This is a genomic window from Bradyrhizobium vignae (genome assembly GCF_004114425.1).
Classification (GTDB): domain Bacteria; phylum Pseudomonadota; class Alphaproteobacteria; order Rhizobiales; family Xanthobacteraceae; genus Bradyrhizobium; species Bradyrhizobium vignae.
Genome location: NZ_RDQF01000002.1, coordinates 219,431 through 244,437, shown reverse-complemented (window position 1 = coordinate 244,437; position 25,007 = coordinate 219,431). Strand labels below are relative to the sequence as shown.

Below are 25,007 nucleotides of genomic sequence, written 5' to 3'. Positions count from 1 at the left end.
ATGCCCTGACACCTCGTGTTCAATCGAAGCATCTTGGAGGAAACGACGATGACCATCTTGGAGTCCGTTGCGGATAGTCAGGCCAAATGGTCGGCCGCCGCAAACGGGATGAAGTCGACGATCGATCGCGCGCGGTGGTTTGTCTTCGCTCTGTCGTCACTGGGCGCGGTTCTGGCGGCAGTGGCGAGCCAGCTGCAGGAAGGGAATGCCAATCCCCGCACCTGGGTCGCGATCACGGCAGCAATATGCCTCGCATTCGCGACTTTCTTCACGCACCGCCTGCTGGGCTCCGAGCGCGTCATTGCCTGGGTTCGCTCCCGCGCAATCTCGGAACGCTTGAAGCGTGAGGCCTACCGATATGCGACGAAGACTGCGCCCTATGACGATCCGGCCAAGGCGGACGACGTTCTCCGCGCCGAGCTTCAGAAGATCGATGAAGAGGCCAAAGACTTGCTCGAACAGCAAATCCCGGCCAAGGACCAGGGATCATCGCCGCGCGTTTTTCTTGGGATCGACGAGTATGTGGCGAAGCGCGCGAACAAGCAGATCGCATTCTATGAGAATCGGGCCAAGGAGTACCAGTCGACGGCCTGGCGACTCAGGTCCCTCGAGATGGCTCTGGCGGCAGCCGCGACGCTGCTCACGGCCATTGCCAGCGTCGTTGCCAAGCCGGTTATTCTGGGCGTCCACTTCGATCTCGCCGCCCTTACGGCCGTGCTCACGACCCTCGGCGGCGCCGTCATCGCCCATATCGAGGCGGAGCGTTATAGCTTTCTCGTGGTCACGTATCGCGCAACTGCATTGCAGCTGCAGCGACGCGTGGACGGCGCGAAGCAACCGCTCTCGGACTTCGTCAACGACTGCGAAAATATTCTGGCGGCGGAGAACGCATCCTGGATCGCGAAACAGACCAAGTGAGTTCGATTCCGAGGTCGCAACTCGCATGGCGCTCAATAAACGGCGGGCCGAAGCCCGCCGTTTATCCTGGTCCTCAGCGTCGCCCGGGGCTGGTGGGGTGACAACCTAAAATAGAATTCTATCGATTGCGCCCCGCGATGGCAAGGCAAATCGTGGTGGTGTCGATGTCGCAGCGAGCGCATCGGATCTGTGTTGGTTTTGACGTGTGATGCAGCCCCGCATCGAAACGATTGTTTTGGTTACCAAATCATCCTGTTCATCTTCTTTTTGCGCATGCAATGCGGCTAGAGCGACGCGCTCTGTAAGGAAAGTGCGTTGGCCTGCACCTGTTCCAGAGACATGTCATGACCTGGCCGACGTCCGAGAGGCGCGTGTGATGCAGGATGTCCATCAGGCGGAACGTCATCACCGCGGGACGGCCGAAGCTGATGCCGGGGCGGCCGAGCTCGAACAGCACGTTCACCGCGGGAAGCAAGCCGCGGATGTGCTCGAGCACGCCAGCCATGTCCTCCACGCTGCAGGCGATGAGATGGGCAGCCTGCGCCGGTGCGGCCGCGGGCGTCGGCGGCGCGAGGCCGAGCGCGGCGATCACCTCCTGCTCGATCCATTGCCGCACCACGGCGGGGGCATTGCGGACCTGCTCGGCGGTCAAGGTAATTCCGGTCATGTGCGGCTCTCCTGTTTCGCTCAGTTTAGAAAGCAGGGCGTGAGACAGTTTGATGCGGATCAAGCCTTGCGCTTCAAGCCGTTGCGCTTTGACGCTCGCAGTGTTCCCGGGCATGATCGCGCACTGCTTCGCGCTGGGATTTTGGGGGATTGCTCCACATGCTGAGACTGCTTTTCGCCGCCGCGTTGGTCGTGACTCTGGCCGGCGGGCCGGCGCAGGCCGCCCGCTGCGGCGGCGACTTCAACAGCTTCATTGCCGGCATGGCCGCGGAGGCGCAGGCGGCCGGCGTCTCCGCGAGCGTGACGAGCGCGGCGCTCGGCGGCGTGACGCCTGATGGCGCCGTGCTCGCCTTCGACCGGCGCCAGCGCCACACCTTCAATAAGAGCTTCGAGCAGTATGTCTCGACCCGCGTCGGCCCCGGCCGCATCAATGGCGGACGGGCTCTGCTGCAGCGCCATGCTGCGCTGCTGTCGCGCATCGAGCAGCAGTTCGGCGTGCCCCGCTACATCCTGGTCGCGATCTGGGGGCTGGAGAGCGATTTCGGCAAGGGCGACATGGGCAAGCTGCCGGTGATCCGCACGCTGGCGACACTCGCGCATGATTGCCGCCGCACCGATCTGTTCCAGGGCGAGCTGCTCGCGGCGCTCAAGATCGTGCAGCGCGGCGACCTGCCGCTGCGCGACCTCATCGGCGCCTATGCCGGCGAGATCGGCCAGACCCAGTTCCTGCCGTCGTCCTACATCAAATACGGCGTCGATTTCGACGGCGACGGCCATGTCGACCTCCGCCACAGCGTCCCCGACGTGCTCGCCTCGACCGCGAACCTCTTGCACATGAGCGGCTTCAAGATGGGCCAGCCCTATGGCGAGGGCACCGCCAATTTCGAGGCGATGCGCGAGTGGAACAGGGCGGTGGTCTATCGCAAGACGATCGGGTATTTCGCCGACCGATTGATGGGGCAATAGAGCTTCACATAATCGGTTTCATCGCCCGGGTTGACCCGGCACCCAGTACTCCGAGATGGTTGTGGTTCGATCGATAAACCGCGGCGTACTCGATTCCCCGCCTTCGCGGAGAATGGCAGCGGAGTGTGAGGTGGCGCCGCTGCGCCTCGTCCCGGTCATGCTTTCCCCGTCGAGTCCAATCGGCGGAACCATCAATCACTTTTTTTGAAATGAAACCGAACCGTTGCCGGCTTCGGGTTTTTAACATGTGTTATGGAGGCATGCATTGGGAGCTGCCGATGGGACAAGCGACGCCATTTCGCGCGACAGCGCTGATCGTTGAGGACGACGCCATGCAGCGGGAGATGCTTTGCGTCCTCCTGGAAGAGAGCGGCTACCAAGTCATCCAGTGCGAGAGCGCCGAGGCGGCGGAGCGCGTCCTCGACACGAGCGCCGGCTCGCTCTGTCTGATGCTGACCGACATCCAGCTTGCCGGCCGCATGAACGGCGTCGAGCTCGCGCACGTGGCCAAGCACCGCAATCCGAAGCTCGATGTCGTCGTCACTTCCGGCCGCCCCTTGAAGCAGCCCTTGCCCGACGGCGCCAAGTTCTGGGCCAAGCCCTGGGCGCCGCTCGACGTGCTGCGCGAGGCCGAGATCGCTCAGCTGTCCTGACGGCTCGCCAGAGAGCTCGCTTTCTCGCCGCGAGCCAGTGGTGATAAGGTCAGCCAATGACCTTGTCCTTCCTGCTCACCTCGCTGATCGTCATCGCTTCGCCCGGCACCGGCGTGCTTTACACGCTGGCCGCGGCGCTGACCCGCGGCTCGCAGGCCAGCATAGCCGCCGCCTTCGGCTGCACGCTCGGAATCGTGCCGCACATGGTGGCGGCGATGCTCGGCCTTGCGGCCGTGCTCCACACCAGCGCGCTTGCCTTCGCCGCGCTGAAATGGTGCGGGGTCGCCTATCTGCTCTACATGTCCTGGCAGGCGCTGCGCGAGGCGGGGACGCTCGCGGTTAGCGGCGAGATCAAGGAGCGATCGAGTGGCCGCGTCATTGTCACCGGCTTTCTGATCAATATCCTCAATCCAAAGCTGTCGATCTTCTTCCTCGCCTTCCTGCCGCAGTTCATCGCGGCGGAGGAGGCCCATGTGCTGGCGCGCATGCTGGAATTGAGCGGCGCCTTCATGGCGATGACCTTTGCGGTGTTCGTCCTCTACGGCTTCCTCGCCGCTGCGGTGCGCGAGCGCGTCATCTCCCGTCCCCGCGTCATGGCCTGGCTGCGGCGCAGCTTTGCCGCCGGCTTCGCCGCGCTCGGCGCCAAGCTGGCGTTTGCCGAGCGGTAGGCGTCTCTTCGCCTCTCCCGCAAGCGTGGGAAGAGGGAGCGAGAGAGCGGAGTGAGGCAATAAAAAAGCGGGCCCGCCGCCCGCCATCTTCAAACCCGATCGATGCCACCCGAAGCCCGGGCGGAGCGAGAACCCCACCCGGGCAAAGAACAGAAGCCTCGTTACTTCTTCTTCGCCTTCTTGGCCTTTTTCGCCTTCTTCTTCGCCGCCTTCTTCGCTTTCTTAGCCATAGTATCCTCTTAAGGGTTAATGGTGGAACGCGACTCGAGGCATGCTCGGCGGAGGGCCAGCCTCGCAACATCCTCGACCACAAACTCAGCAGATTCGGAGCCGGCTGCCCCGCGCTGTCATATCTCCGTCATCGCGTTATCCACAGCTCAGATGCATTTTCGGGTGATTTTGCCGCGCGAATCCGCATCAAGCGTGTCGCGCCGCGACGGCAGCGAAATGCCTAACGATCCGAGAACGCGACTGCGCCGTTCATGAATCCAAAACCAAAGGCGCGCTTTGAAGGATTCCAGTGAGACTCCGTTAAGTGCAACCCGCGCATTCTTCCCCGCAAGAAAACGGGGGCGGGTCATGGACGAACGGCTGCCAGGAATGGGGGACGCGACGCTGCGCGCGCTGCGCTCGCCATGCTGAACGTACCGACACTCTGGACGGTCTTCATCGTCAACTTCCTCGCGCTCGGCCTGATCTGGGCCTACGTGACGCGCTCCTATCCGAAATTCGCGGCTGCGCGGTTCTGGATGGCATCGGCCTTCGTCGGTGCGGCCGGCGCGATGGTCGCCCTGATTGGCCTCTTGGCCATGTCCCCTATGCCGCTTCTGATCGGCGGCGCCGGCATCATCGCGGCGAGCTGCTTCGCCGCAATGGGCATCCAACGCTTCTATGGTCGGCCAGTGTCCTGGCGATTTATGCTCGCGACCGGCGTCTTGAGCCTCTGCGGCGCCGCTTTCTTCAAGTTCGGTTTCGATCACATGCCGCTGCGGATGCTCTGCTACACGCTCGGGCAGTGTTTGCCGCTGTTGCGCTCGCTGGGTCTGTTGCTGTCGCCACCGGAAGGCCGAGTTAGCCCGGGAGCCCGGCTGTCCGGCATCGTCATCACCGCCATGGTCGCGACGTTCTGCACGCGCGTCCTGGGCAACCTGCTCGGCCATGATTTCTCGGCGGTCGCGGGCGGTCAGAACCATGCCGTCATGGTGCTGGGGCTGCTGTTCCTGTCGATGACGCTCAATTTCGGTTTCCTGCTGATGGCGATGGACCGGCTGCGGGGCGAGGTCGCCGACCTTGCGCTGCTCGACGATCTCACCGGCGTTGCCAACCGGCGCCATCTGCTGCAGCGCCTGTCCGAGGAATGCGCCCGATCAGCGCGCAGCGGTGAGCCGTTCTCGCTGCTGGTGATCGACCTCGACGGCTTCAAGACCATCAACGACACCCATGGCCATGCCGCCGGCGATGCCTGCCTCAAGCACTTCACCTTGATGGCGCAGACGCGCCTCCGGCCCGGCGACATGCTCGCCCGCACCGGCGGCGACGAGTTCTGCGTCGTGCTGCCGTCCTCGTCGTTGCGCGAGGCTGCCGCGATCGCCCGCCGCGTGCTCGAGGTCTGCCGTCGGGATGCCGCCGGTTGCACCGGCAGCGACATTCCGATCGCGATCTCGATCGGGGTCGCGCAGTGGGATCGCGGCATCGGAGAATTCCCGGACCGACTGATGGCCAACGCCGACCACGCCCTCTATGCCGCCAAGAAGGACGGCAAGAACGATTTTGCGGTCTATGATCCCGCTCCGCCGCTCGCGCCGGAGCCGATCAGGCTGGCCGAGGGCAAGCGCACATTCGCGTAAAGCCTGCTACGATTGGGGTCCGTCATTGGACCCGCATGATGATGTCCCGCCTGCTCGCGTTCCTCCTCGCCGCACTCTTCTTGACCGCACCAGCCGTTGCAGCCGACGCCGAGCTCGCAAAACTCGCGCGCGCCTCCGGCACGCCCGACATCCCCGGCTTGAAGATCGTCTGGCTGGCGCCATGGGGCGACGTCCGCAACGCAAGAGCCTGGCGCAACATCATCGTGCACCAGACCGAGGGACCAGCGGGCTCGGCGCGCGGCGGCGCGCAAGCGCAGGCGAAGAACCCGACGCGGCGCGGCGTCACGATCTGGGTCGAGACCGACGGCACGGTCTATTGGGCGGTCGCCGAAAACCTGGTGCCGACCCATGGCGACGGCGCCAACCGCAACGACAACAAATACATCGACAACAGGCCGACCTATCGTCAGGTCGTGCGCGACAATTCGATCGGCGTCGAGTTCGCCGGCAACTATCCCGACGTGACGGCGGCCCCGACCGAAGCACAGGTCGCGGCCTGGAAGATCCTCGTCAAGGTGCTGCGCGCGCGCTACGACATCCCGGCTGGTCGCGTCTATGCGCACAACTGGATCGACTACAAGGACGCGCGCTATTGCGAAGGCTGCACGCTCGCGACGCTGGCAAGGGAATGGGGAGAGTGAGTTAGTACGGCGTCGGCGGTGCGCTCAAGGTAAGCAACATCTGGGCGCATACGTCTCCTGCAGCGAGCATGGAGCATTGATCCTCTCAAGTCCAAAACAAAAAAGCCGGCGTTGCCGCCGGCTTTTCGTCTCTTTCGATCCGCCAATCTCTGGCGCTGGGCCGTCGTTCAGTGCGCGGCTTCCAGCGCAGCCTGTTCCTGCTTCGCGATCGTGCCCTTGACCGCGGACTGCACCTTCTCGAAGGCGCGGACCTCGATCTGGCGGACGCGTTCGCGCGACACGCCGAACTCGGCGGCGAGGTCCTCCAGCGTCATCGGCTCATCGGCGAGGCGGCGGGCCTCGAAGATGCGGCGTTCGCGCGGGTTGAGCACGCCCATGGCGCCGTTCAGCGCGTCACGGCGATGATCATACTCCTCGTGCTCCGCCATCATGGCTTCCTGGTTGGGCGTGTTGTCGACCAGCCAGTCCTGCCATTCGCCGGCTTCGCCGTCGTCGCGGATCGGCGCGTTGAGCGACGCGTCGCCACCGAGGCGGCGGTTCATGTCGATCACGTCCTGATCGGTGACGCCGAGGCGCTTGGCGATCATCTGCACCTGGTCGGGGCGGAGATCGCCTTCGTCCAGCGCGTTGATCTTGCTCTTCGCCTTGCGCAGGTTGAAGAACAGCTTCTTCTGGTTCGCGGTAGTGCCCATCTTCACGAGCGACCAGGAACGCAGGATGTACTCTTGAATCGACGCCTTGATCCACCACATGGCGTAGGTGGCGAGACGGAACCCCTTCTCGGGTTCGAAACGCTTCACCGCCTGCATCAGGCCGACATTGCCTTCCGAGACGACCTCGGAGATCGGCAGGCCATAGCCGCGATAGCCCATGGCGATCTTGGCCACGAGGCGGAGGTGGCTGGTGACGAGTTGGTGTGCCGCGTCGCGATCGTCATGCTCGCGCCAACGCTTGGCGAGCATGTATTCCTGCTGGGGTTCCAGCATCGGAAACTTGCGGATCTCGGCGAGGTAGCGAGAAAGGCCGGATTCTCCATTGAGGACCGGCAAAGCAGCGGTACGGGCCATAGTGCGCCCTCCAAAGGTTCAGGCCCCCGATAGCGGCGGGCCAGGCAGACGACCGCTGTGTTAAAGCCGGCCGTAGCTGCGATGTTCCGCGTTGATCATTTCAACGCAGGGGCAATATACCCCATCGGGGGGCGGAAAGGGAAGGATTGCTGACGTCACGTCCCCGTGTGGCAGCTATAACTTTTTGTAATGTAAAGACTTTCTGAAGCGGCCTGCGTCATAGCGCCGCTTTGAGGGCGCTTTGAAGGAGAAGCAAATCCTCCGGCAGAGGCGCTTCCCAGTGCAGAAGTTCTCCTGTCCTCGGGTGCTCCAATACCAGCAGGTAAGCATGTAAGGCCTGTCGCCCAAGCGCCGCCAACGCGGCTTGCGACTCGGGGCCGAGCTGGTTGGCTTTGGTCTTGAAATGCGGGCCATAGACGGCATCGCCCATCAGCGGGTGGCCGATATGGGCAAGGTGGACGCGGATCTGATGGGTGCGGCCGGTCTCGAGCTCGCAGGCGAGCAGGGCGGCGACGCCCTTGCCGTCGCGTCCATTGAAGCTCTCAAGAATCTCCCAGTGCGTCACCGCCTCGCGGCCGCCTTGGCGCACCGCCATCTTCTCGCGCGCGTGCGGATGGCGGTCGATCGGCGCATCGACGGTGCCGCGGTGCCGGTTCGGAACGCCCCAGGCGAAGGCCATGTAGCCGCGGCGCATCGCGCCGGTGCGGCCGTGATCGGCGAATTGGGCGGTCAGTGAGGCATGGGCAAGGTCGTTCTTGGCGACCACCATCAGCCCCGTCGTGTCCTTGTCGAGCCGGTGCACGATGCCGGGCCGGCGCACCCCGCCGATGCCCGACAGCGAGGCGCCGCAATGGGCGATCAGCGCGTTCACAAGGGTGCCGGTCTCGTGGCCGGCCGCGGGGTGCACCACCAGCCCCTTGGGCTTGTTGAGGACGACGATGTCGTCGTCCTCGAACACGATATCGAGGGCGATGTCCTCCCCCTTGGGCTCCGCAGGCACCGCCTCCGGCACGTCGATTATGATCGTATCGCCGGATGCGACGTGATAAGCGGGGTCGCGGACCGCGGAGGCCTTCAGGTGCACTGCGCCCGCCAGGATCAGGGCTTTCAGCCTCGATCGCGACAGCTCCGGCAGGCGCGCCGCCAGCACGCGGTCGAGCCGCGCCGAGCCCTCATCGCCGGCGACCACGACCTCCAACCTTTGCGCTGACCCAGAGCTTTCCATGACGACGTCTGATACCGCTGTTCCCGAGCCGACCCCCGAGCAGGCCGCGTTGTTCGCGCGGGTGCGGCGGATGATGCTGATCGCGGGGTTGACCACGGCGCTGGCGATCTGCGCCGTGGTGATCGCGGTGGGCTACCGCCTTTTCAAGTCCGAGGGAAGGGCGGTCGAAGCGGCCAGCGACGTCACCGCCACCCTGCCCAAGGGCGCCAGGATCGTCTCGACCGGCGTCGCCGGCGACCGCCTCGTGGTCACGCTGGATGTCGGCGGGATCATCGAGATCCGCACCTTCGATGCCCACACCTTGAAGCCGGCCGGGAAGCTGAAATTTGCCAATGAGCCGTGAGGTGGGCCGCAGTCGCGACGCATAACTCCGCTGTGGTCCCGGACAAGCGAAGCGCAACTCGGCACCCAAAGCCGCAGGGTTCAGTTAACGAATCCCGTCAGCTCCGATTTGCCTTTGGGCCCCGGGTTTTCGCCAGGACGGCGTTGCCGAAGCCGTTTGAAACCCGTGAATCTCACCTTGCCGCCGGCGGAATTCGCGGCTATGTCGTACCCCTCACGCTCCCTTCGTCTAGCGGTTAGGACGCGGCCCTCTCAAGGCTGAAACAGGGGTTCGATTCCCCTAGGGAGCGCCAACTAAATCAACAACTTAGAGCTTGTAAAAGGCTGTCTTTGACCGCCTTCTTCAACTTTTCTTCAAGTCAATTAGCCGATAGACACCACGGAATTCTCCATCATTGCGGCATCCGGTCGAGTTTTCGAGACTCCTCCGAAGGAGGATCGTGTGGTTGACGAGCTAATAACTTTGGCCGACGCACTGCTTGAACTTGAGAGCATCATCGTTAGCCACGAACCACCTTTGACGGGACATTGGCGGGCTGCCAACGAGCTTGGAGCCTTGCTGGATGGTCAAGCCGCGCCGAATGACGATGTTGTGCGCAGTGAGCGTCGCTCTTCGGTCAGAACTTGGCTAACCGAGGACACCGCTGAGGCCTGGCACAATTTTCAAAAAGCGGCTCTGTTTCTTCGACTGCAACTGGAAGAGGGGCACCTGGCCGCGTTTGTCAGAGACCCTGCTGGGGATGGCAAGCTGTTGCCATTGATTCCAGAGGACTGGCTGCCGTGGACGCCAACAGACCGGCTCGCCAGCGATTTCCTCGAAAAAGGTAACTATGGCGTGCGCGGCGCCGATGGCGCGCGTTTCTATGCGCAGCTGCAGTATGCGCTTGTACCGCGGGCCACCTTTGATGCCTGGGTTAGGGAACAGCTCCTGTTTCCGTCCAACAGACCCAAGCAACGCGATGGTGTAAAGAAAGCATGTTACGCGCTTTGGGGCGGCTATCCGCCACGATCGCTGGCAGCCAAACTCCGCGACCGGCGAATTCGGGAATGGCTCGCCAACAATGGATACGAGGGCGCGGACAGATGCTCGCCGGCCACGATCAAACGGGCGCTGAGCGAGATGCAAGACGAGCAGTCGAACTTCAAGTCGCCTCGTGAGCCCAGTTGAGCCGTATCGGGCGTTGAGGGCACGACCTTTCGAGTGATTTAGTTCCGCGCACATCTCTGTCGGGACTAACACTATGAAGCTTGCTTATAGCATCCAAGAAGCGTGCAGCCTCTTGAGCATTGGACGCACGACCATCTACGCACTGATTGGTCAAGGTGACCTGGCCATTCTCAAGATCGGTCGCCGAACCCTGATCTCCGCAAAATCCCTTGATGCATTCATCCAAAGCATCGAGCGCAATTCCGGCCGCGACAGCTTGGGAGAAAATCGTGGCTGAAGGCTTTCTCGTTCTGAAGAAAGATGATGCGGTCAAGCGGCCTCTGCTGACCCTCAAGCAGACCGCACGCGCAGGAACGGTGATCAAGTTAGCGATCGCCGACATCACGATCGGCGAACGCCTCATACCCGAGGACCCCAAGCTCGTCGCGCAGTTGAAAACCTCCATTCGAGAAATCAGGCAGACAACGCCCATTTTGGTTCGTCGGACGTTGGATGGTGGCTACATGCTCGTGGATGGGCTCAACAGGCTTGCGGCTTTGAAGGAGCTCGGCCAAGCAGATGTGTCGGTATCCGTGTTGGATGTGACGACCGAAGAGGAAGCCAAAGCGTGCGAGGCGATAAGCAACTGTCACCGGCGGCTGCGGCTCACTGCTTTGGACCGTGCCTTAAGCGATTACGCGACGGTTCAATACATTGCGCTGAAGGTGCCGCAAAATGCGGCACCTCGCGGTGGTCGCCAACCGAAGGAAAAATTCTATGCCAAAACGGCCCGAGAGCTGGGTGTTTCACCGGACCAGATTGCGAGGTCGTGTAAGATCGCAAAGATCCTTCCAGGCGTTCAAAAAGCGATCCGCAACTATAAACAGGAGGACAACCAAACCCTTCTGCTTGAGGTCGCCGCCTCGGGTGAAGACTTTGTCGCACAAGTTCATACCCTCACTAGGCTGATGAACAAAGTCCCAGAACCATCGGATGAACCGCGGTCTGATCCACCTCCTTCGCCGGCGTCGAGTGTAGTCGCCGAAACCAACCCGGCCGTCCGGAGCCAGCCATCATCCACGCATCACGATCTCGAACGATCCGAAGCATCCTGCGGAAATGCCGAGCAGTCAGTTGCAGCTGCTGCACAAAGGCAGCCGCTCAGAAAACCGGCGGTGTCGCGTGGAGACAGTGGAGAGGAGGAGGGACAGGCAACTCCGCGGGACATGAGATCTCGCAATCGGTCTGGAATAGACGCCGAACCAGATACACAGGTCGCGTTCGACATCCCCCAGGCGCTTCGCGCAAAAATCGCTGGCCTCGCCGACGGATCTGAGGTCGGGATTTTTGGATACGCGCGAATAAAAGTTGGCGGTGCGCCGACCATTGACGTCCAGGAGGTAATCGAACTGCACGAGGACGAAAGCGACTGATCTAATTAGTGTTTCGGTTCGCACAAAACTCAGGTCCCTGCCGACAGTGCCCCGCACGTGCGTCGATCGCGCTGCGCAACTGTGACTATGGGCATGGCATCTATGGAAGCCCCAATGAAATTCAACTTCTACTCTCTCGATATCAACGAAGACTACGATCCTGCAAAACATCTGAAAAGGTTCGAGACGATGAGTGAAGCTCACGTCCGGCGTCGCAGGCTAGTGAGAGCTCTTCCCGATTTTGGAGAGCCCGGCCGCGCTCTGGCCGAGCGTCTTACTGGGTGTGGTTTTTTCAGGTGTCGTTCAGCCGGTTGTCCGGTCTGTCTTCGCGCCTTCCGGCGCTGGTGGGGGTCGACGTTGGCGGCGTACATGTCGCGCGACCCTGACTACTGGTTCACGGTGAGCATCGTGCCTCCAGACCTCTTCGACATTGGACACATTCACCAGTTCAATTGGAAGCTGCTGAAGGATCGCTTGCGTAACCAGATTGCACGCAGCCAAATCAGCCAAGCGATCATTCTAGGCGGCCTTGACTACAACTTGTTGCATTTCGATGATGATCGGGCACCGAAATGGCGCCCGCACCTCTACCTTCTTGCTCAAGGCGGCGGAAGAGGACTAATTGAGGCTGCTTTCCGCAAGCACTACGCGGCGAACGAGGATACGCGAAGACCCGTTTTCGTAAACCCCCAAAGAACCAAAGTTAGAGACCTGGTCTGGACCGCCACCTACACGTTCAAGGCTCGTTTCGAGAACCGGAGGCCATGCACCGATGAGCGCGGTAACGCGGATACCGATAACGACGAGCTAGCGGTGCACCATCAAGCGGAACTCGCAATCCTGTTGGATCGTCAGGGCTTCCTCGGCCGGATTATTCGGCATGGCGACGACCCATCTCTTCCAGCGCTGAAAGTGCGTTGAAGGAGCGATTCCTACTAAGCCGGCAAACAAAGCTTTATCGATTCAGTCCGCGACATAGGTAATTCGAGACATGGCATAGCTTAGCCCTGCTTTCAGATCGCGACTGCCAGCAAAAACCAGTCGCGGACAGGAAGGGAGTGGCGGACTTGTCCGCGACTGAAAATCGATGACCTCGCCTATACAACTTCCCTCAAGAGCGACGCCCGGGTTCCGTCGAGGTGCAGTGTATAATGTAAACTGTAAGCATGGCGATAAACACCAGCCTAATTTGCTGCAGCGATGCGCAATGCGACGCCTCGATCCACTTTCGACGCTCGTAGATTCGGCCCCTTGTTAGCCAGGAAGGGCCGCGCCGCTGGTGTGTGATGCGTGGCCTCGACGGCTAATGGTTCGTTTGTCGATATCAGTGTCGCCGTCAGATTTGCGCACCTCGGGCGTGCCTGAGCGGCACTTGAGCCGGGAGCGGCTTATCTAACAGGCAACGAATTAACATGACCGCGTGAGAAAGAAGACCGGACGAGAGCAGTGGGCTCATTGTGACGTGGGGCTTGTATCTGGATCGCTAGGCTAGCCCGAGAGAGTTCTGCGATCTTGTAAATGCCCGTTGTGGCCTCTGCCGGTACGGCCGCGGCAAACAATGGAGAAATGATGATGAGCTACGATGGTATCCTCGCCGGACTGAACAGGCATACCGAGCCCGAGCGACAAGAAAATGCCAAGAAATGCACTCCGCAGCTGATTCAGGAGCTTACTCAAGCTATCGCAGCTTGCGAGAGAAGTCCGCTGCTGCCCGATGAGATCGAAGAATTGTTCGATGTGATTGCAGAGAGCGGAAGTTTGAGGTTCGAGGCGCGAAAGATAAAGGACGACTTGCCATTTTTCTTGCGGACGAGCTCGGCAGAAAGGTTATCCGAATTAACGGCAAGGCTGTGGGAATGCGCCGGCCTCGCCCGAAAGCTGGCGGACCTGCGAGAAGACCTGCGGGTGGTGCTTCGGCACATCACAGAGTTCGACGAAGAACTCTCAAACCTGGCGGCGCACGTTGAGGATATGGAGGCGGAAGCGGAGATAGCGTGAACCGTCTTGTCGGATGGGCCGTTGCTAAAGAATGTTTAGAATGGGAAGGCGCGGGCTCCACATTTCAGTGGGGCCCGTTTTCTTTTTGGCGCGTTGCCGCGAGCACCGAGCGCTTGGCCGCGCTACCGAGCTAGTTAGCGGCTCGGAGTGGGGAAGGTCCTCCGAGGAAACGTCGTCCGATTAGGTTTGGAATCTCCAACGGCGCTGGATCGAACTTGTAAAGGATTCCACCGAAACCGTTGTTTCGGGCAGAGCGATGCTCTGAACCCTTTGGAGATTCGTGATGGGTGAAAACTCAAAAATAGAATGGTGCGACCATACGTTCAATCCGTGGATTGGCTGCCAAAAAGTGTCGACAGGCTGTGATCATTGTTATGCCGAGGCAATGATGGATCATCGTTATAAAAAGGTGCAATGGGGCGCTCACGGCGAGCGCAAAAGAACGTCAGAACAGAATTGGAAAAAGCCTGTCCAATGGAACGCGCAAGCCAGCACATCTAGAAAGGAAAATGGCCACCGACCTCGGGTATTTTGCGCGTCGCTCGCCGACGTCTTTGACAACCAGGTTGATTCTTCGTGGCGCAGGGACTTGTTCGCCTTAATCCGCGAATGCGCAGCATTGGATTGGCTGGTGCTTACGAAAAGACCGGAGAATATAGAAAAGAGGCTCCCTCCCGATTGGCGCGACGGGTATTCGAACGTGTGGCTCGGAACCACGGCCGAAGACCAGGTTCGGTTTGATTTCCGGTGGAAGCGCTTAAAGCGAGTGCCCGCGGTCGTGCGCTTCATATCCTACGAGCCCGCTCTTGGGCCCCTGCGCTTGCCGCAGAACGGACTTTTGCCGGATTGGCTGATATCCGGAGGCGAGAGCGGTGCGGGTGCCCGTTCATTGAGGCCGCATTGGGTTCGCGATGTTATCGCCGACTGCCGCCGCTTGGGTGTTGCACCATTTCATAAGCAATGGGGGTCTTACGACAGCAACCCGCTTGTAGTCGAGCAAGGCATGACGGCTCGCGAAGCACGAGCAATCGATGCGGAAGGAAAAGGTGGCGGGTTGGTCGACGGTAAACTCGTTCGTGAATTCCCACGTCAGAATCGCCGGTCCTTGGAGCTCCGCCTTCGATCGGCGGGCTAGGCTAAAAGGCGGATTGTGGCGTTTTCAGTGCGGGCGATGGCGCTTTGAGATCAGGGACGACAACAAAAGAGAGCCCGCTCCGATGCTAAGAGCGGGCAGTGTAACCGATGCGATATTAGTCCACGCCGTAAGGCGCGCAGCTTGTGGGCACTCTGCGGGCATTGCCAAGGAGCGGATGACTCGCATTTTAGCGAGCTATGAACGATCGGACCCGTTGTGATCGCTCTGACGCCTCTTGCTAATACTTGTCACAGCATTAGCAATCGGTTGTAGCTGTTGGGGCGCTACCAAATCAGATTTTCTGCCAATTGTCGGTCGAAAAAAAACTTAATGCACAGTCATCGAAATGGCCGCCGCGATTCGAGCTTCTTCGTGAATTCTAGCAATCCGCGCGGCTTCCAAAACCTGACGGTAAAGACTGGATCCAATTCTCGGGATCAATAACTTGACTACCTTGCCAGTACCGAGCACGTAGCCCAGCGGCAGTTTTCTGGCCAGCGCACTCACCTCGGGGGGCTGTCGGATCAGGATCCGGCAGCCCACGTCCATAGCCGCGGAGACGATGCTGTCCCTCAGGACTGCGAACCGAGCGCCGCAGGCAGTCCCGTCGCCATCTAGTCTGAGAACATAGACCTGGTCGAATTCGGGCGGTTCCGATTTCTGGCCCATTGATGGCTCTTGATGATCTGAGGGAAAGCCGATCGAAATCGTTATTGCACAACCCAAGATCAAGCCCCAGGAGCGTCATGCCCGGTAGACGCTTGGCCCACCGGGCGCGCAACGAGGAAAGAGACGAGGGATCACTCTTCCACTGAGGCGTACACCACGAATCCGACGATCAAACTGACGATCCAGGCGAGTGCGTAGTAAGGACGTTGCTTCAACCGTTTGGCCCTCAGGAACAGGTAGACGGGCGTAAACAGCACGGCTGTAACGCGGGTGAGCCGTGAGCCATATCCTGCCTGCTTTAACCTGCGATCATCCAGCCAACCGAGAAAACCATTGATGATGATGGGTATCTGAACTGGTAGTCCTCTGCTTGGGTGGTACGGAAACCCCAGCATCAGGGAGCGAGCGGCAGCTTCCTGATTGCTCGCGCTGATTGCTGCGTCGATCACACCGAATATGAGCGGCAAGAGCGCGAGCGTCCAGACGTAGCCGTTGCCAATTTGCTGCGCCGAAATCGGCGGTGGATCCGCGGCTACGAGCTCGGCGAGGTCGCTCTCGCGCAGGCTCTTCCATTCGGGCATGCCCTTGCGCCAGACCTGGCAGTCAGGCTCGATCTGCTTGTTATCCAGCAACGCCTTGATGGTTGCGGGGTCGGTTGGGCCCTGCCGGCTGCCGTTTGCGAAATAGTACCATTGGGGCGCTTCCAGCTTGCTCGCATCGCCGACGTCAGGAAGCGGGGGTGGTGCACTGAGGTCTTCGGTCATCTTGTTCCTCTTAAAAAGCGGTCGGCTCTCCAAGAAATTCAGGCTTCCAAGTAGCCTGAGCTCGGGCCTCATTGGTTAAGATGAACGGAGAAGCCTTGCCTTTACCTGTGAAATATACGTTCTTCTTCGTCTCGAAATCGTAGTTGCTGGCAGATGGATTCTTGCGGATGTGGAGCGGTACGAGATTGGCCAATCTATGGGTCCATGAATCCCGTAGCCCGTTGTGCGCAGCTCGTACTGTTCCACCCTCAATCTCCTTTGGTGATCAGTCACGGGAGGTCTGGAGTTCGGTTGCGCGCGTGCTCGATCGCCTTAACTGGCCGGCGCGCAACATCGAAAGTATCGACGAAATACACGTTATCTGCAGGTACTGCGTTGATCGTTTCACTTAAGGGGCTCTTTGCAATAGAAGTGCTGTCAAGTCTCCAGAAGGGATGCACGAGGACGAAGCCTTCTGTGCCCCCCGCAAAGGGTTGAGTTAGGACGGGCAGCTTCAAAGGCCCGCAATGTATCACACGGCGATTGTTCGGGTTCAGGCGACGAACCTCTTCGGCAGCTTCCGCGGCCAACCGCGGCCAATCGGCGAGCTCGGGATAGGCCTCAAAACGACCGTCTAGTCCTGCCTTGTAGGTGGGGTCCAGCATTCCGCGGAGGAAGCCGATGCCCAGGCGCCAGTCAAGGAGCCCATGGTAACCACGGTTGTTGTACCGCTGCAGGCAGCGGTAGCACGCTCTGGCGCAAGCCCCCGGATGATCCCCTTCGAAGAATGCTTTAACAAGCCTATCGTTGCGATCATTCACCAAAGAATCGATTAGCCGACTAACCAAGGGGCGACGGCTTCCTCCGTCGGAGGCCGCAAGGCGCCTCGAGAACCCAGCTCCGTTTACCAAAAAATCGGCAATCTGTAGCATCGGAAGCCCATTCCTGAGCCGTGGCTCAAGCGCCTCGAACTCCTCTGGCCCGATGTCCATTTCGAGAGCCGCGCGCTGGATGATTAGCTGCGTCGCTGAGATCGCCGCAGCCCGCACGCTAATGGCGTGCGGCTCACGACTTCCTACACGATCAAACGAAAGGCGGAGCGCCCAAGCCAGGTCGAGTGGCCGGTCTTCACTCCATCAGCAAAGGAGAGATCAACAAGCGGGCATCCAGTGGCCGGAGCGAGCCCAAGGCGTCGTCGAAGCCCCGTCACAGAGTGCGGATCGAGCTTCCCTGATACAAGCCATCCTCCCTCAAGGGAGCGCCACTTTGTCTCCAAGGGCCAACTGACCGCCAAGCTTCCGGCTCGCGCAAGTACCACTATGGCACGATCCACGGGTAGATCGCTGTCTTCCATCGACCAGGTAGCGCCGGGTCCTTCACTGAGCATTAACACTCCCTGCCGGAGCGCATCGGCTAGTTCAGCAGGTAGAGTTAACGCACGGGAGGCTGCCAACTGCTGGACGGAACCCTCCCAAACAGCCTCTTCGTCGAGCGCTGCCCGTCCCCGAAAAAGTGCAAGGGTGATTTCGTCCTGTTCATAGCCACCGAATCGCACGTCCAAGCGCCAGCGCTGATTTCGGGGCTCGTCTTCTTGCTCGGCGAGACGGGCCTCAATGCTCTGGACTAGGCGCCAAAATCTGTGACCCAAGAGCATACGCCGGCGAGCGCGAACACTCGCGGTGAAATCAGCGAGGGCGGTTGCTACCGCGTTCGGAAGTAGGTGAGAGTGGTTAGACCGTGCGAGCTCCTGAACAAGCCGTTCGGGCGCGCGGCGCGTAGCAGGTGAAATCCTGCGCAGAACCTGGGTGAGGGCGCTGCGATCGCGCCAAGACGGGAACGCGATTCGCACCGCATGTCCGATCAGCGTTGCGTGGCCAGGGTGAGGCAAAACGATACGACGGAACGGTTCCCCGGCAGCTCTTTTTCGGTCGCACCACCGAGCCAGCGACCTCCACAGCTTATTCACTCCATCAACGGAGTTGAATGGACCGTCAGCGCCCAACAGCTCGCCAAGTCGAATGCGGAAATTCTGAGTGCTGCCAGCGCCAGTATCGGTGGCCGATACTAGACAGCTCAGAACCAGAAACCGAAAATAGGTCGGATCATCTGCGTCATGTGCGGGCGGCCTATAATCCCCAGATAACCAGCCCTCAATGCTTGAACGGCCGAAATGCGTGACGAAGGCTTCTTGTGCCTCAAGGTCCCCGATTCCATCGATTTTTGAAGCCGTTGCAATCTCGGCGGGAGTGGCATCAAGAAAGGAAAGGGGCGCTCCGCCGGATGGTCCGTCCGACCTCAAATAGTGAATTACGAGACGGCGCTCCCACTCGGCGGCGGACAGTGCCCCGCTCGAAACCTGCGTAGCCGACAAATCTCCTCCCCACGAGAACGCGCTCTTAGCGCTGGAATCATTCTGCTTATGGCTGTGGATACGGACGCTAGCAACCGCATACGCGATGGGCAACCCGATTTCGAATGGTACAAAAGTCGAGTTCGATGCCGGTGGAGCTTGCCGTTGGCAGGGACAGGCCAAGGGCTGGAGGCGCCGATGCAGCCGGTCGTTTCCGATTTCTCTCGAGCAGATTCATTGCGTGTGCTATTCCTTCGAGCGCCAACGCGACTCAACCACGTCAAGGAATATCAGATTGCTTAAACGAACACCCTTCGACGCCAACGTGAAGGGGGCAAGGTTAACACGACGTGAGCCGAACGAAGCTCAGTCCGCTAAAGAGCATACCAAGCATTCTGTAGTGGGCATCTTCGCTGGAATCGGTGGAATAGAGCAGGGCTTCCGAAACGAAGGGCATGAAAGCGTTCTGCTTTGCGAGGCTGATGCTCGTGCGCGCGCAGTCCTTGGACGTCGCTTCGCTACCGTGCCGCTGTCCGAGGACGTAAGAGAACTTAAGTCGCTCCCGGAATGCGGGATAGTCACTGCCGGCTTCCCTTGCCAAGATCTGAGCCAGGCCGGGCGCCGGCGCGGTATTCAAGGGCCGAACTCTGGTTTGATCGATGAACTGCTTAGGCTTCTCAAAAACTCGCGTCCGCAATGGCTCGTACTTGAGAACGTCCCCTTCATGCTGAGTCTGGAGCGAGGACGCGCGATTGAAAGGATCGTTTCCAAGCTTGAAGACATGGGTTTTGCTTGGGCTTACCGCACGGTCGATGCACGAGCCTTCGGTCTGCCGCAGCGGAGGCGCAGAGTTGTGATTCTGGCATCCCGCCAGATCGATCCCCGGGCCGCTCTCCTCGGTGAAGATGCTGGCAATCCCGTGCCGAACGCTCGTGGAACACACGCCTGTGGATTTTACTGGACGGAAGGGAATACTGGTCTCGGCTGGGCGGTAAACTCAATACCGCCTCTGAAGAGTGGGTCTGGCGTTCACATTCCTTCGCCGCCGGCGGTTTGGTTCCCGCAACGCCGCTTAGTCGCCGTCCCAACGATCGAAGCGGCTGAGCGCCTGCAAGGCTTTGAAGCCGGATGGACGGAGCTAGATAATGACGAAGCAAAATCTGCCCGCGGGCGCTGGCGTTTGGTCGGTAACGCCGTAAGCGTCCCGTTCGCCCAATGGATCGCTCGACGATTGAATGTCGCGGAGAGTTATGATGACGGTAATGACGAGCCTGTCCGGTTGAACCGAGGCTGGCCTCCGGCTGCCTGGGGTTTTGAAGGTCGGCGGGGACGTTCAGCGGTGTCCGAGTGGCCCGTTTCCCGGCCGGTGGAGCACTTGGCCCGATTTCTAGGCAGCGATATCGTCCCGCTTTCTAGGAAAGCCACCTCAGGCTTTCTCTCCCGGCTTGAGCGCAGCAAATTGCGTTATGAGGAAGCCTTTCGTCGCGATCTGCGACATCATATCTCCAAGCAATGACGAACCCACAAGCCGTTGATCCGGTCTTGCCGGTTACCACCAAGCGAATGACCTCAACGCGGGGCCGCGACAACGCACGTGAAATAGCGATCCGGTCGGAGCTCCACAGGCGCGGATTGCGGTTCCGGTTGCACCAGCGTCTGCTGAAGATGACGCGGCGTTCCGTCGATATCGTCTTTCCCGTGGCGCGCGTAGCAGTCTTTATTGATGGGTGCTTCTGGCACGGATGTCCAATCCACCGTACTTGGCCAAAGAACAATGCTAAATGGTGGTCCGAGAAGATCGAAACGAATATCGCTCGGGACCGAGACACCGATCGCCGACTTGTCGAGCTCGGCTGGACCATTGTTCGCGTCTGGGAACACGACAAAATCGACAAAGCGGCCGATCAGATAGAACGTACTGTACGAACACGGGCTTCGCGCTGCAATTCGCGTCCATCCATTGATCGTGCCTAGGGGCAGCTAGCAAGAGACGGGAGTAGCTAGTTAACCTCCTAGTTTGCATGGTCATGGCTACAATCCACTCGGCAACATCTCTAGACTACAATTCGTCTGTGCAGTAGCTGCATTCAGTGAAGAGTCCCATGAACTGTTCTAGTCCGTTTCTTTGCTGCTGAACCCTGCTGATCTAGCTCTAGTTTCAGCAGTCGATGTGCCACACGGTGGCAATTCGCACAAAGGCACTGCAAATCGTCAAGCGTGGGCTTGTGGCCTTCCGCCATACCTTCACTCTGCACGGCGTTGTGGTGGACCGCGATGCATCTTGCAGCGGGATTTTCGTCTGGCCGATATAGACGGTGTACGCGTCGGCGATCCGGGGGGAGGGGGGTCTCAGAAAAAAAGAACAACAATCAGACGCACTTAGAGCTACCCCGCACCTTTACGCTAGATAGTTCAAGAGTTACATGGGGGGCCGCGCGGGGCTACGAAAGTAGGTAGACACCCTAGAAACCTGTCGGCATGAGCTGGTTTCTGGACGGCGATACGAAGTCCGCACGATAGCGAATCTGTGAGCATGGCGATGTCCCGAATCCAGGCAGTGCCACCCGGTTCGCTCAGGGCAACGACGCGGCCTTGTTCGATATAAGCCCTGACCTCAACCGCGAGACCAAGGAAATCGCCGCCACGTTCGCCGACTATGTGCGCGACAAAGGCGAGCTCGATGATCTCTCTGCCGCCAGCAGCCTGACATTCGCCAACGAGCTCGATGATATGTTCAAAGCCCTGAAGGCCGAGGGCGCCATCGTCTACACGGCCAAGCATGACCACAAATTCGTTGGTGAGAACTGGGCCGACAAGACCCCGATGTCGATGACCCTGGGCTACCTGGTGGTCGTCCCGGCGACCAAAAAGTTCGAACACCTCTGTGTGCCGCGCAAGACCAAGCTTTTCTAGCGGAGGCGGGGGCAAGTCGCCAAGAAGTCATGGAAAGCGCTTTCCAGACGTCGGGTTCGGCGTCCGGCAATGTGTGACTGAGTTTTGCGGTCCAATCTCGGCATCCTTTCCTTGGTGTCAGCCTATCCTGGCCGGGCTGGGTCGGGTGATGGGGCCGGAATTCATGCCGCAACAGACCACACGCACATTTCCAAGGGCCCTCGGAGCCTTCACCGGCCAGTTTGACTGAAGCCACGGGCTTTCATCGGAAAACCGGGGGATTCTCAGGTCACAATGAGAAAATCCGCTGCTTCCGCATTGACCCTCCACAGTTCCTTGTTCTAATTTTGTTCTCATAGCGGCATGGCGATTCTGCCAGCTGTTAGCCCATGTTTTGAATGACAACAGCAGCCGCCCCGATCCGGACAGGAACCATGCACGAGATCATCTGTCCCCACTGTGACAAGGCCTTTAAGGTCGACGAGTCCGGTTACGCGGATATTTTGAAGCAGGTTCGTGACGCCGATTTTGCAGAGCAGCTCCACGAACGGCTGGACTTAGCCGAGCGTGATAAGCAGAGCGCTGTGGAGTTGGCCAAGGCCCAGGTGAGCAACGATCTGCAAAAGGCTGCGGCCGCCAAGGACGCCGAGATCCTGGAGTTGAAGTCCAAGCTTGAGGGGAGTGAGGTTGCTCAGAAGCTTGCCGTCACCGAAGCGCTCAACGCCGTGGAGAAGGAGCGTGACAGGCTTGCAAACGCGCTGGCCGAGGCTGAGCGCGAGAAGAAAGCAGCCTCGGAGCTTGCTGAAGCGCTCCTTGCCACCGAGCAGCACAAGATCACCGCCGCCAAGGAAAAGGAAATTCAGGAGCTGAAGGCCAAGCTTGAGGCTGCTGAGCTTCAGAAGAAGCTCGCCGTGACCGAGGCGGTCGGCATCATCGAGAAAGAGCGCGACGAGCTGAAGAACGGCATCAAGCAGGTGCAGCTTGAAAAGCAGCTCTCCGAGCAGTCGCTGAAGGACAAGTACGAAACGCAGATCAAGGATCGCGACGACGCAATCGAGCGCCTGAAGGACATGAAAGCCCGCCTGTCGACCAAGATGGTCGGCGAGACCCTCGAACAGCACTGCGAGACCGAGTTCAACCGGGTGCGGTCGATGGCCTTTCCGCGGGCGTATTTTGAGAAAGACAACGATGCGCGGACCGGCAGCAAGGGCGATTACATCTTCCGGGACTCGGACGATGCCGGCACCGACATCATCTCGATCATGTTCGAGATGAAGAACGAAAGCGACAGAACCGCAACGAAGAGCAAGAACGAGGACTTCCTCAAGGAGCTCGATCGGGACCGGAACGAGAAGGGCTGCGAGTATGCCATCCTGGTCTCATTGCTTGAGCCGGACAACGAACTCTACAATGCGGGCATCGTCGACGTCTTCCACCTCTATCCGAAAATGTATGTCATCCGGCCGCAGTTCTTCCTGCCGATGATTACGCTTCTGCGGAATGCGGCGATCAACTCGCTCAAGTACAAGACCGAGCTGGCGCTCGTGAAGGCGCAGAATATTGACATCACCCAGTTTGAAAACCAGCTTGAGACGTTCAAGACCGCGTTCTCGAAGAACTACGATCTGGCCTCCAGGCACTACCAGACTGCGATTGCCGAGATCGACAAGTCTATCGATCATCTGCAGAAGACCAAGGATGCGTTGATTGGCGCGGACCGCAACCTGCGCCTCGCGAACGATAAGGCGCAGGACGTGACGATCAAGAAGTTGACCAGGGGCAATCCAACGATGGCAGCGAAGTTTGCGGAGCTCAAAAGCCATGCCGCTGAAGCAGCGGAGTAAATTCTAGGCCAGGTCAGAACATACCGTGACGTAACATGGTGTGATCACATTTGCGATTTAAGGTTCAGCGCCGGCGCTGAGTCGAAGATATGGCCGAGCCAGGCGACGGATTAACGCGAGCGACCGTGCAAAGGGGCTGCGTAGAGGTCGTGGGTGACGAATAAATGGTCGCAACGGTTGGTTAGGGCGGCGGACTTGCTCATTTCAAGCAACCCAAGATTTGTCCGCATTATCGCCTAGAGAGCTGAAGGGTTAATATCTTTGCTCTGAATGTGCGAGGAAACTACTGACGTGTTAGGGACATGAAAACAGCCTTCACGTCGCCTCGACCGATCAGCTTCGAGAAACGGCGATAGTCTGAGTGCTCAAATCGCCAGCGACCGGCCGCGATCGCTGGGTGCACGCCAGCCTTCTCTGCCGCCTCCAACACTTCCTCCGTACTGCTATCTTTGTCAATCGGCTTCCAAATGGCGGGAGGAATAAGGGCGTTGCGTGCGAACGCATCCGCTTCGGCCTCGATGACCTCAGAACTCGTCACATCCAAATCGTCAAGGATTATCTGTCGATCGGGACCCAAATGGCAAACCACGTGTGCGAATTCGTGTAACAGCGTGAACCAGAAATTGTCCAAGCGGTCGTGACGTAAAGTGAGCGCGATCACCGGAACACCATCGCCTCGGCACATCGCTGCTCCATCAAGGAATGTACCTGGAAGATGTTCTAAGATAACCAATATGATTCCCATACGATGTAAAGCGGCGAAGATTTGATCATGCCAGTCTCGCAAGGTACTTAGCTCCGCCAGTTGACGCGCCGCCTTCATCGGATCACTGATCTTTACCTTCTTGATGGTAATTTTTTCTGCGCGCACTAATGCTGCTGCACACCAAGCCTCAAGTGCGGCCATGTCTGTCTTTGCGTTAGTGCGTTCGGTTCTAGTCTTGCGCAACATCGCGACAGCCGGAGCGGAAGCTTTTGAACGTGACAAGAAGCCTGCGAGGTTTTCTTTCTTTTTCATCAAGCCAAGTTTGCGAAGCGCCCCCTCAGCCGCTACTGATGTACTCGACGGACGAGCTGCGGGCTCATGCTTGGAGGCGCCGACAAGTGACGCAATTGGAATGCCAAGATGTTGATGCAGGGCTCGGATCTGATCGACGGTAGGTTGCCGCTGGCCGTTTAGAATCTCTGACACGCGCGATTTGCTGCCAAGGTATGGCATCAGATCACGTTGAGACAGTCCAGCTTGCGCCATGCGGAACTTGATCGCTTGAGCAGGGGTAGCTGCTTCGATGAAGTGCTCGGATCGTTCCCATCTTTCGATCAGAGCTTGCAACACCTCGAGTTCGTCAAGGTCGTTCTGACGGCTTTGGCCGAACAGAGCCTTGGCCCGCTTCAGCGCCGATTGATAGTCCTCGTCTGTGCGTATTGGGCGTATTGTCATGCCACGTTGCTCCCTGTCTTGCGGGCGCATGCCGCGCTCCTCGTACCTGCGTACTCGATGAAAATCATCTGTGCCTCGCAGTCGGCCAGGAGATCGACCTGATAGCCATCTTTCATCGAAATTCGAACCTGGATGCCGTCGATAATCGCCGCCGGAAAGAAGTCAGCGATTTCATCCATCGAGCGCCATGTGCCCGCCTCAAGCTCCGCAATAAGGGCTGGTATCGCCCCGTCCAGGGCCCGCCCTGTGCGATGCGCAAGTTCGGCCAGCTTCGAAATTCCCATCAGTTTCAAGGCAATAGCGATCCTGCTAAAAAGTAGTTCCCAAATATGGGACGATCT

26 protein-coding genes and 1 tRNA gene are annotated in these 25,007 nt (G+C 59.5%); 18 read left to right on the top strand and 9 right to left on the bottom strand.

Annotation, left to right across the window (positions count from 1 at the left end; genetic code table 11):
- The first annotated feature begins 33 nt into the window (after positions 1–33).
- Positions 34–918, top strand: coding sequence for a DUF4231 domain-containing protein (locus EAV90_RS02680; protein ID WP_129142532.1), 885 nt, complete (start codon positions 34–36; stop codon positions 916–918).
- A 256-nt stretch (positions 919–1,174) separates the two neighbouring features.
- Here EAV90_RS02680 and EAV90_RS02675 read toward each other — a convergent pair whose 3' ends face one another.
- On the bottom strand, positions 1,175–1,585 hold the full coding sequence (locus EAV90_RS02675; RefSeq protein ID WP_244607867.1) for a hypothetical protein: 411 nt from the start codon (positions 1,583–1,585) through the stop codon (positions 1,175–1,177).
- 158 nt (positions 1,586–1,743) lie between these two features.
- Between EAV90_RS02675 and EAV90_RS02670 the strand changes: the two genes are divergently transcribed.
- The 5 genes from EAV90_RS02670 (at position 1,744) to EAV90_RS02650 (ending at position 6,380) form a co-directional block, all read left to right on the top strand.
- On the top strand, positions 1,744–2,550 hold the full coding sequence (locus EAV90_RS02670; RefSeq protein WP_122401087.1) for a lytic murein transglycosylase: 807 nt from the start codon (positions 1,744–1,746) through the stop codon (positions 2,548–2,550).
- A 278-nt stretch (positions 2,551–2,828) separates the two neighbouring features.
- Positions 2,829–3,203, top strand: a complete 375-nt coding sequence (locus EAV90_RS02665; protein WP_122406398.1) for a response regulator — start codon at positions 2,829–2,831, stop codon at positions 3,201–3,203.
- 56 nt (positions 3,204–3,259) lie between these two features.
- Entirely contained in the window at positions 3,260–3,871 is a 612-nt protein-coding gene (locus EAV90_RS02660; RefSeq protein ID WP_122401088.1) for a LysE family translocator, read from the top strand.
- A gap of 635 nt (positions 3,872–4,506) precedes the next feature.
- Positions 4,507–5,718 carry a GGDEF domain-containing protein gene (locus EAV90_RS02655; RefSeq protein WP_122401089.1) on the top strand — a complete coding sequence of 404 codons (1,212 nt, stop codon included), beginning with the start codon at positions 4,507–4,509 and terminating at the stop codon, positions 5,716–5,718.
- A gap of 35 nt (positions 5,719–5,753) precedes the next feature.
- Entirely contained in the window at positions 5,754–6,380 is a 627-nt protein-coding gene (locus EAV90_RS02650) for a peptidoglycan recognition protein family protein (protein ID WP_122401090.1), read from the top strand.
- 167 nt (positions 6,381–6,547) lie between these two features.
- Here EAV90_RS02650 and rpoH read toward each other — a convergent pair whose 3' ends face one another.
- Both rpoH and EAV90_RS02640 read right to left on the bottom strand, forming a co-directional pair.
- Positions 6,548–7,447: an RNA polymerase sigma factor RpoH gene (rpoH, locus tag EAV90_RS02645; RefSeq protein WP_122401091.1), complete on the bottom strand. Its 900-nt coding sequence runs from the start codon at positions 7,445–7,447 to the stop codon at positions 6,548–6,550.
- A gap of 217 nt (positions 7,448–7,664) precedes the next feature.
- Positions 7,665–8,672, bottom strand: a complete 1,008-nt coding sequence (locus tag EAV90_RS02640) for an RluA family pseudouridine synthase (RefSeq protein WP_122401092.1) — start codon at positions 8,670–8,672, stop codon at positions 7,665–7,667.
- Here EAV90_RS02640 and EAV90_RS02635 point away from each other — a divergent pair.
- The 8 genes from EAV90_RS02635 (at position 8,671) to EAV90_RS02600 (ending at position 14,727) form a co-directional block, all read left to right on the top strand.
- Positions 8,671–9,015: a hypothetical protein gene (locus EAV90_RS02635; RefSeq protein WP_122401093.1), complete on the top strand. Its 345-nt coding sequence runs from the start codon at positions 8,671–8,673 to the stop codon at positions 9,013–9,015. The genes EAV90_RS02640 and EAV90_RS02635 overlap by 2 nt on opposite strands.
- 217 nt (positions 9,016–9,232) lie before the next feature.
- Positions 9,233–9,307: transfer RNA gene (locus EAV90_RS02630), tRNA-Glu, on the top strand.
- 149 nt (positions 9,308–9,456) lie between these two features.
- A complete protein-coding gene (locus EAV90_RS02625; RefSeq protein ID WP_129142531.1) occupies positions 9,457–10,182 on the top strand; it encodes a hypothetical protein in 726 nt (241 codons plus the stop codon).
- Between the two features lie 73 nt (positions 10,183–10,255).
- Positions 10,256–10,459, top strand: coding sequence for a helix-turn-helix domain-containing protein (locus EAV90_RS02620; RefSeq protein ID WP_129142530.1), 204 nt, complete (start codon positions 10,256–10,258; stop codon positions 10,457–10,459).
- Positions 10,452–11,594 carry a ParB/RepB/Spo0J family partition protein gene (locus EAV90_RS02615; RefSeq protein WP_164936744.1) on the top strand — a complete coding sequence of 381 codons (1,143 nt, stop codon included), beginning with the start codon at positions 10,452–10,454 and terminating at the stop codon, positions 11,592–11,594. Before EAV90_RS02620 ends, EAV90_RS02615 begins: the two co-directional genes overlap by 8 nt.
- A 114-nt stretch (positions 11,595–11,708) precedes the next feature.
- The gene (locus tag EAV90_RS02610; protein ID WP_129142528.1) at positions 11,709–12,515 is read left to right on the top strand and encodes a hypothetical protein; all 807 of its coding nucleotides are present in this window, start codon (positions 11,709–11,711) and stop codon (positions 12,513–12,515) included.
- Between the two features lie 597 nt (positions 12,516–13,112).
- Positions 13,113–13,592: a hypothetical protein gene (locus EAV90_RS02605; RefSeq protein ID WP_129142527.1), complete on the top strand. Its 480-nt coding sequence runs from the start codon at positions 13,113–13,115 to the stop codon at positions 13,590–13,592.
- A 283-nt stretch (positions 13,593–13,875) separates the two neighbouring features.
- Complete coding sequence (locus EAV90_RS02600) at positions 13,876–14,727, top strand: DUF5131 family protein (RefSeq protein ID WP_129142526.1); 852 nt, start codon at positions 13,876–13,878, stop codon at positions 14,725–14,727.
- 327 nt (positions 14,728–15,054) lie between these two features.
- Here the strand turns inward: EAV90_RS02600 and EAV90_RS02595 are convergent, their stop codons facing one another.
- From EAV90_RS02595 to EAV90_RS02580, 4 genes are all read right to left on the bottom strand, one after another.
- Positions 15,055–15,396: a hypothetical protein gene (locus tag EAV90_RS02595; protein WP_129142525.1), complete on the bottom strand. Its 342-nt coding sequence runs from the start codon at positions 15,394–15,396 to the stop codon at positions 15,055–15,057.
- A gap of 131 nt (positions 15,397–15,527) precedes the next feature.
- Positions 15,528–16,160, bottom strand: coding sequence for a DUF4339 domain-containing protein (locus EAV90_RS02590; protein ID WP_164936743.1), 633 nt, complete (start codon positions 16,158–16,160; stop codon positions 15,528–15,530).
- A 10-nt stretch (positions 16,161–16,170) separates the two neighbouring features.
- A complete protein-coding gene (locus EAV90_RS02585; RefSeq protein ID WP_129142544.1) occupies positions 16,171–16,413 on the bottom strand; it encodes an HNH endonuclease family protein in 243 nt (80 codons plus the stop codon).
- A gap of 16 nt (positions 16,414–16,429) precedes the next feature.
- Positions 16,430–16,960, bottom strand: coding sequence for a hypothetical protein (locus EAV90_RS02580; RefSeq protein ID WP_129142523.1), 531 nt, complete (start codon positions 16,958–16,960; stop codon positions 16,430–16,432).
- Positions 16,961–18,784: 1,824 nt separating this feature from the next.
- On the opposite strand from EAV90_RS02580, the gene EAV90_RS02575 reads away from it, so the two are divergent.
- The 4 genes from EAV90_RS02575 (at position 18,785) to EAV90_RS02555 (ending at position 23,225) form a co-directional block, all read left to right on the top strand.
- A complete protein-coding gene (locus EAV90_RS02575) occupies positions 18,785–20,005 on the top strand; it encodes a DNA cytosine methyltransferase (protein ID WP_208738462.1) in 1,221 nt (406 codons plus the stop codon).
- Positions 20,002–20,463, top strand: a complete 462-nt coding sequence (locus tag EAV90_RS41400; protein ID WP_129142521.1) for a very short patch repair endonuclease — start codon at positions 20,002–20,004, stop codon at positions 20,461–20,463. Before EAV90_RS02575 ends, EAV90_RS41400 begins: the two co-directional genes overlap by 4 nt.
- 618 nt (positions 20,464–21,081) lie before the next feature.
- Complete coding sequence (locus EAV90_RS02560; protein WP_129142519.1) at positions 21,082–21,402, top strand: hypothetical protein; 321 nt, start codon at positions 21,082–21,084, stop codon at positions 21,400–21,402.
- A 413-nt stretch (positions 21,403–21,815) separates the two neighbouring features.
- On the top strand, positions 21,816–23,225 hold the full coding sequence (locus EAV90_RS02555; protein WP_129142518.1) for a DUF2130 domain-containing protein: 1,410 nt from the start codon (positions 21,816–21,818) through the stop codon (positions 23,223–23,225).
- 283 nt (positions 23,226–23,508) lie between these two features.
- Here the strand turns inward: EAV90_RS02555 and EAV90_RS02550 are convergent, their stop codons facing one another.
- The gene (locus EAV90_RS02550) at positions 23,509–24,696 is read right to left on the bottom strand and encodes an ImmA/IrrE family metallo-endopeptidase (RefSeq protein ID WP_129142517.1); all 1,188 of its coding nucleotides are present in this window, start codon (positions 24,694–24,696) and stop codon (positions 23,509–23,511) included.
- Positions 24,663–24,959 carry a hypothetical protein gene (locus tag EAV90_RS02545; RefSeq protein ID WP_129142516.1) on the bottom strand — a complete coding sequence of 99 codons (297 nt, stop codon included), beginning with the start codon at positions 24,957–24,959 and terminating at the stop codon, positions 24,663–24,665. The genes EAV90_RS02550 and EAV90_RS02545 overlap by 34 nt, the downstream gene beginning before the upstream one ends.
- Positions 24,960–25,007: the final 48 nt, after the last annotated feature.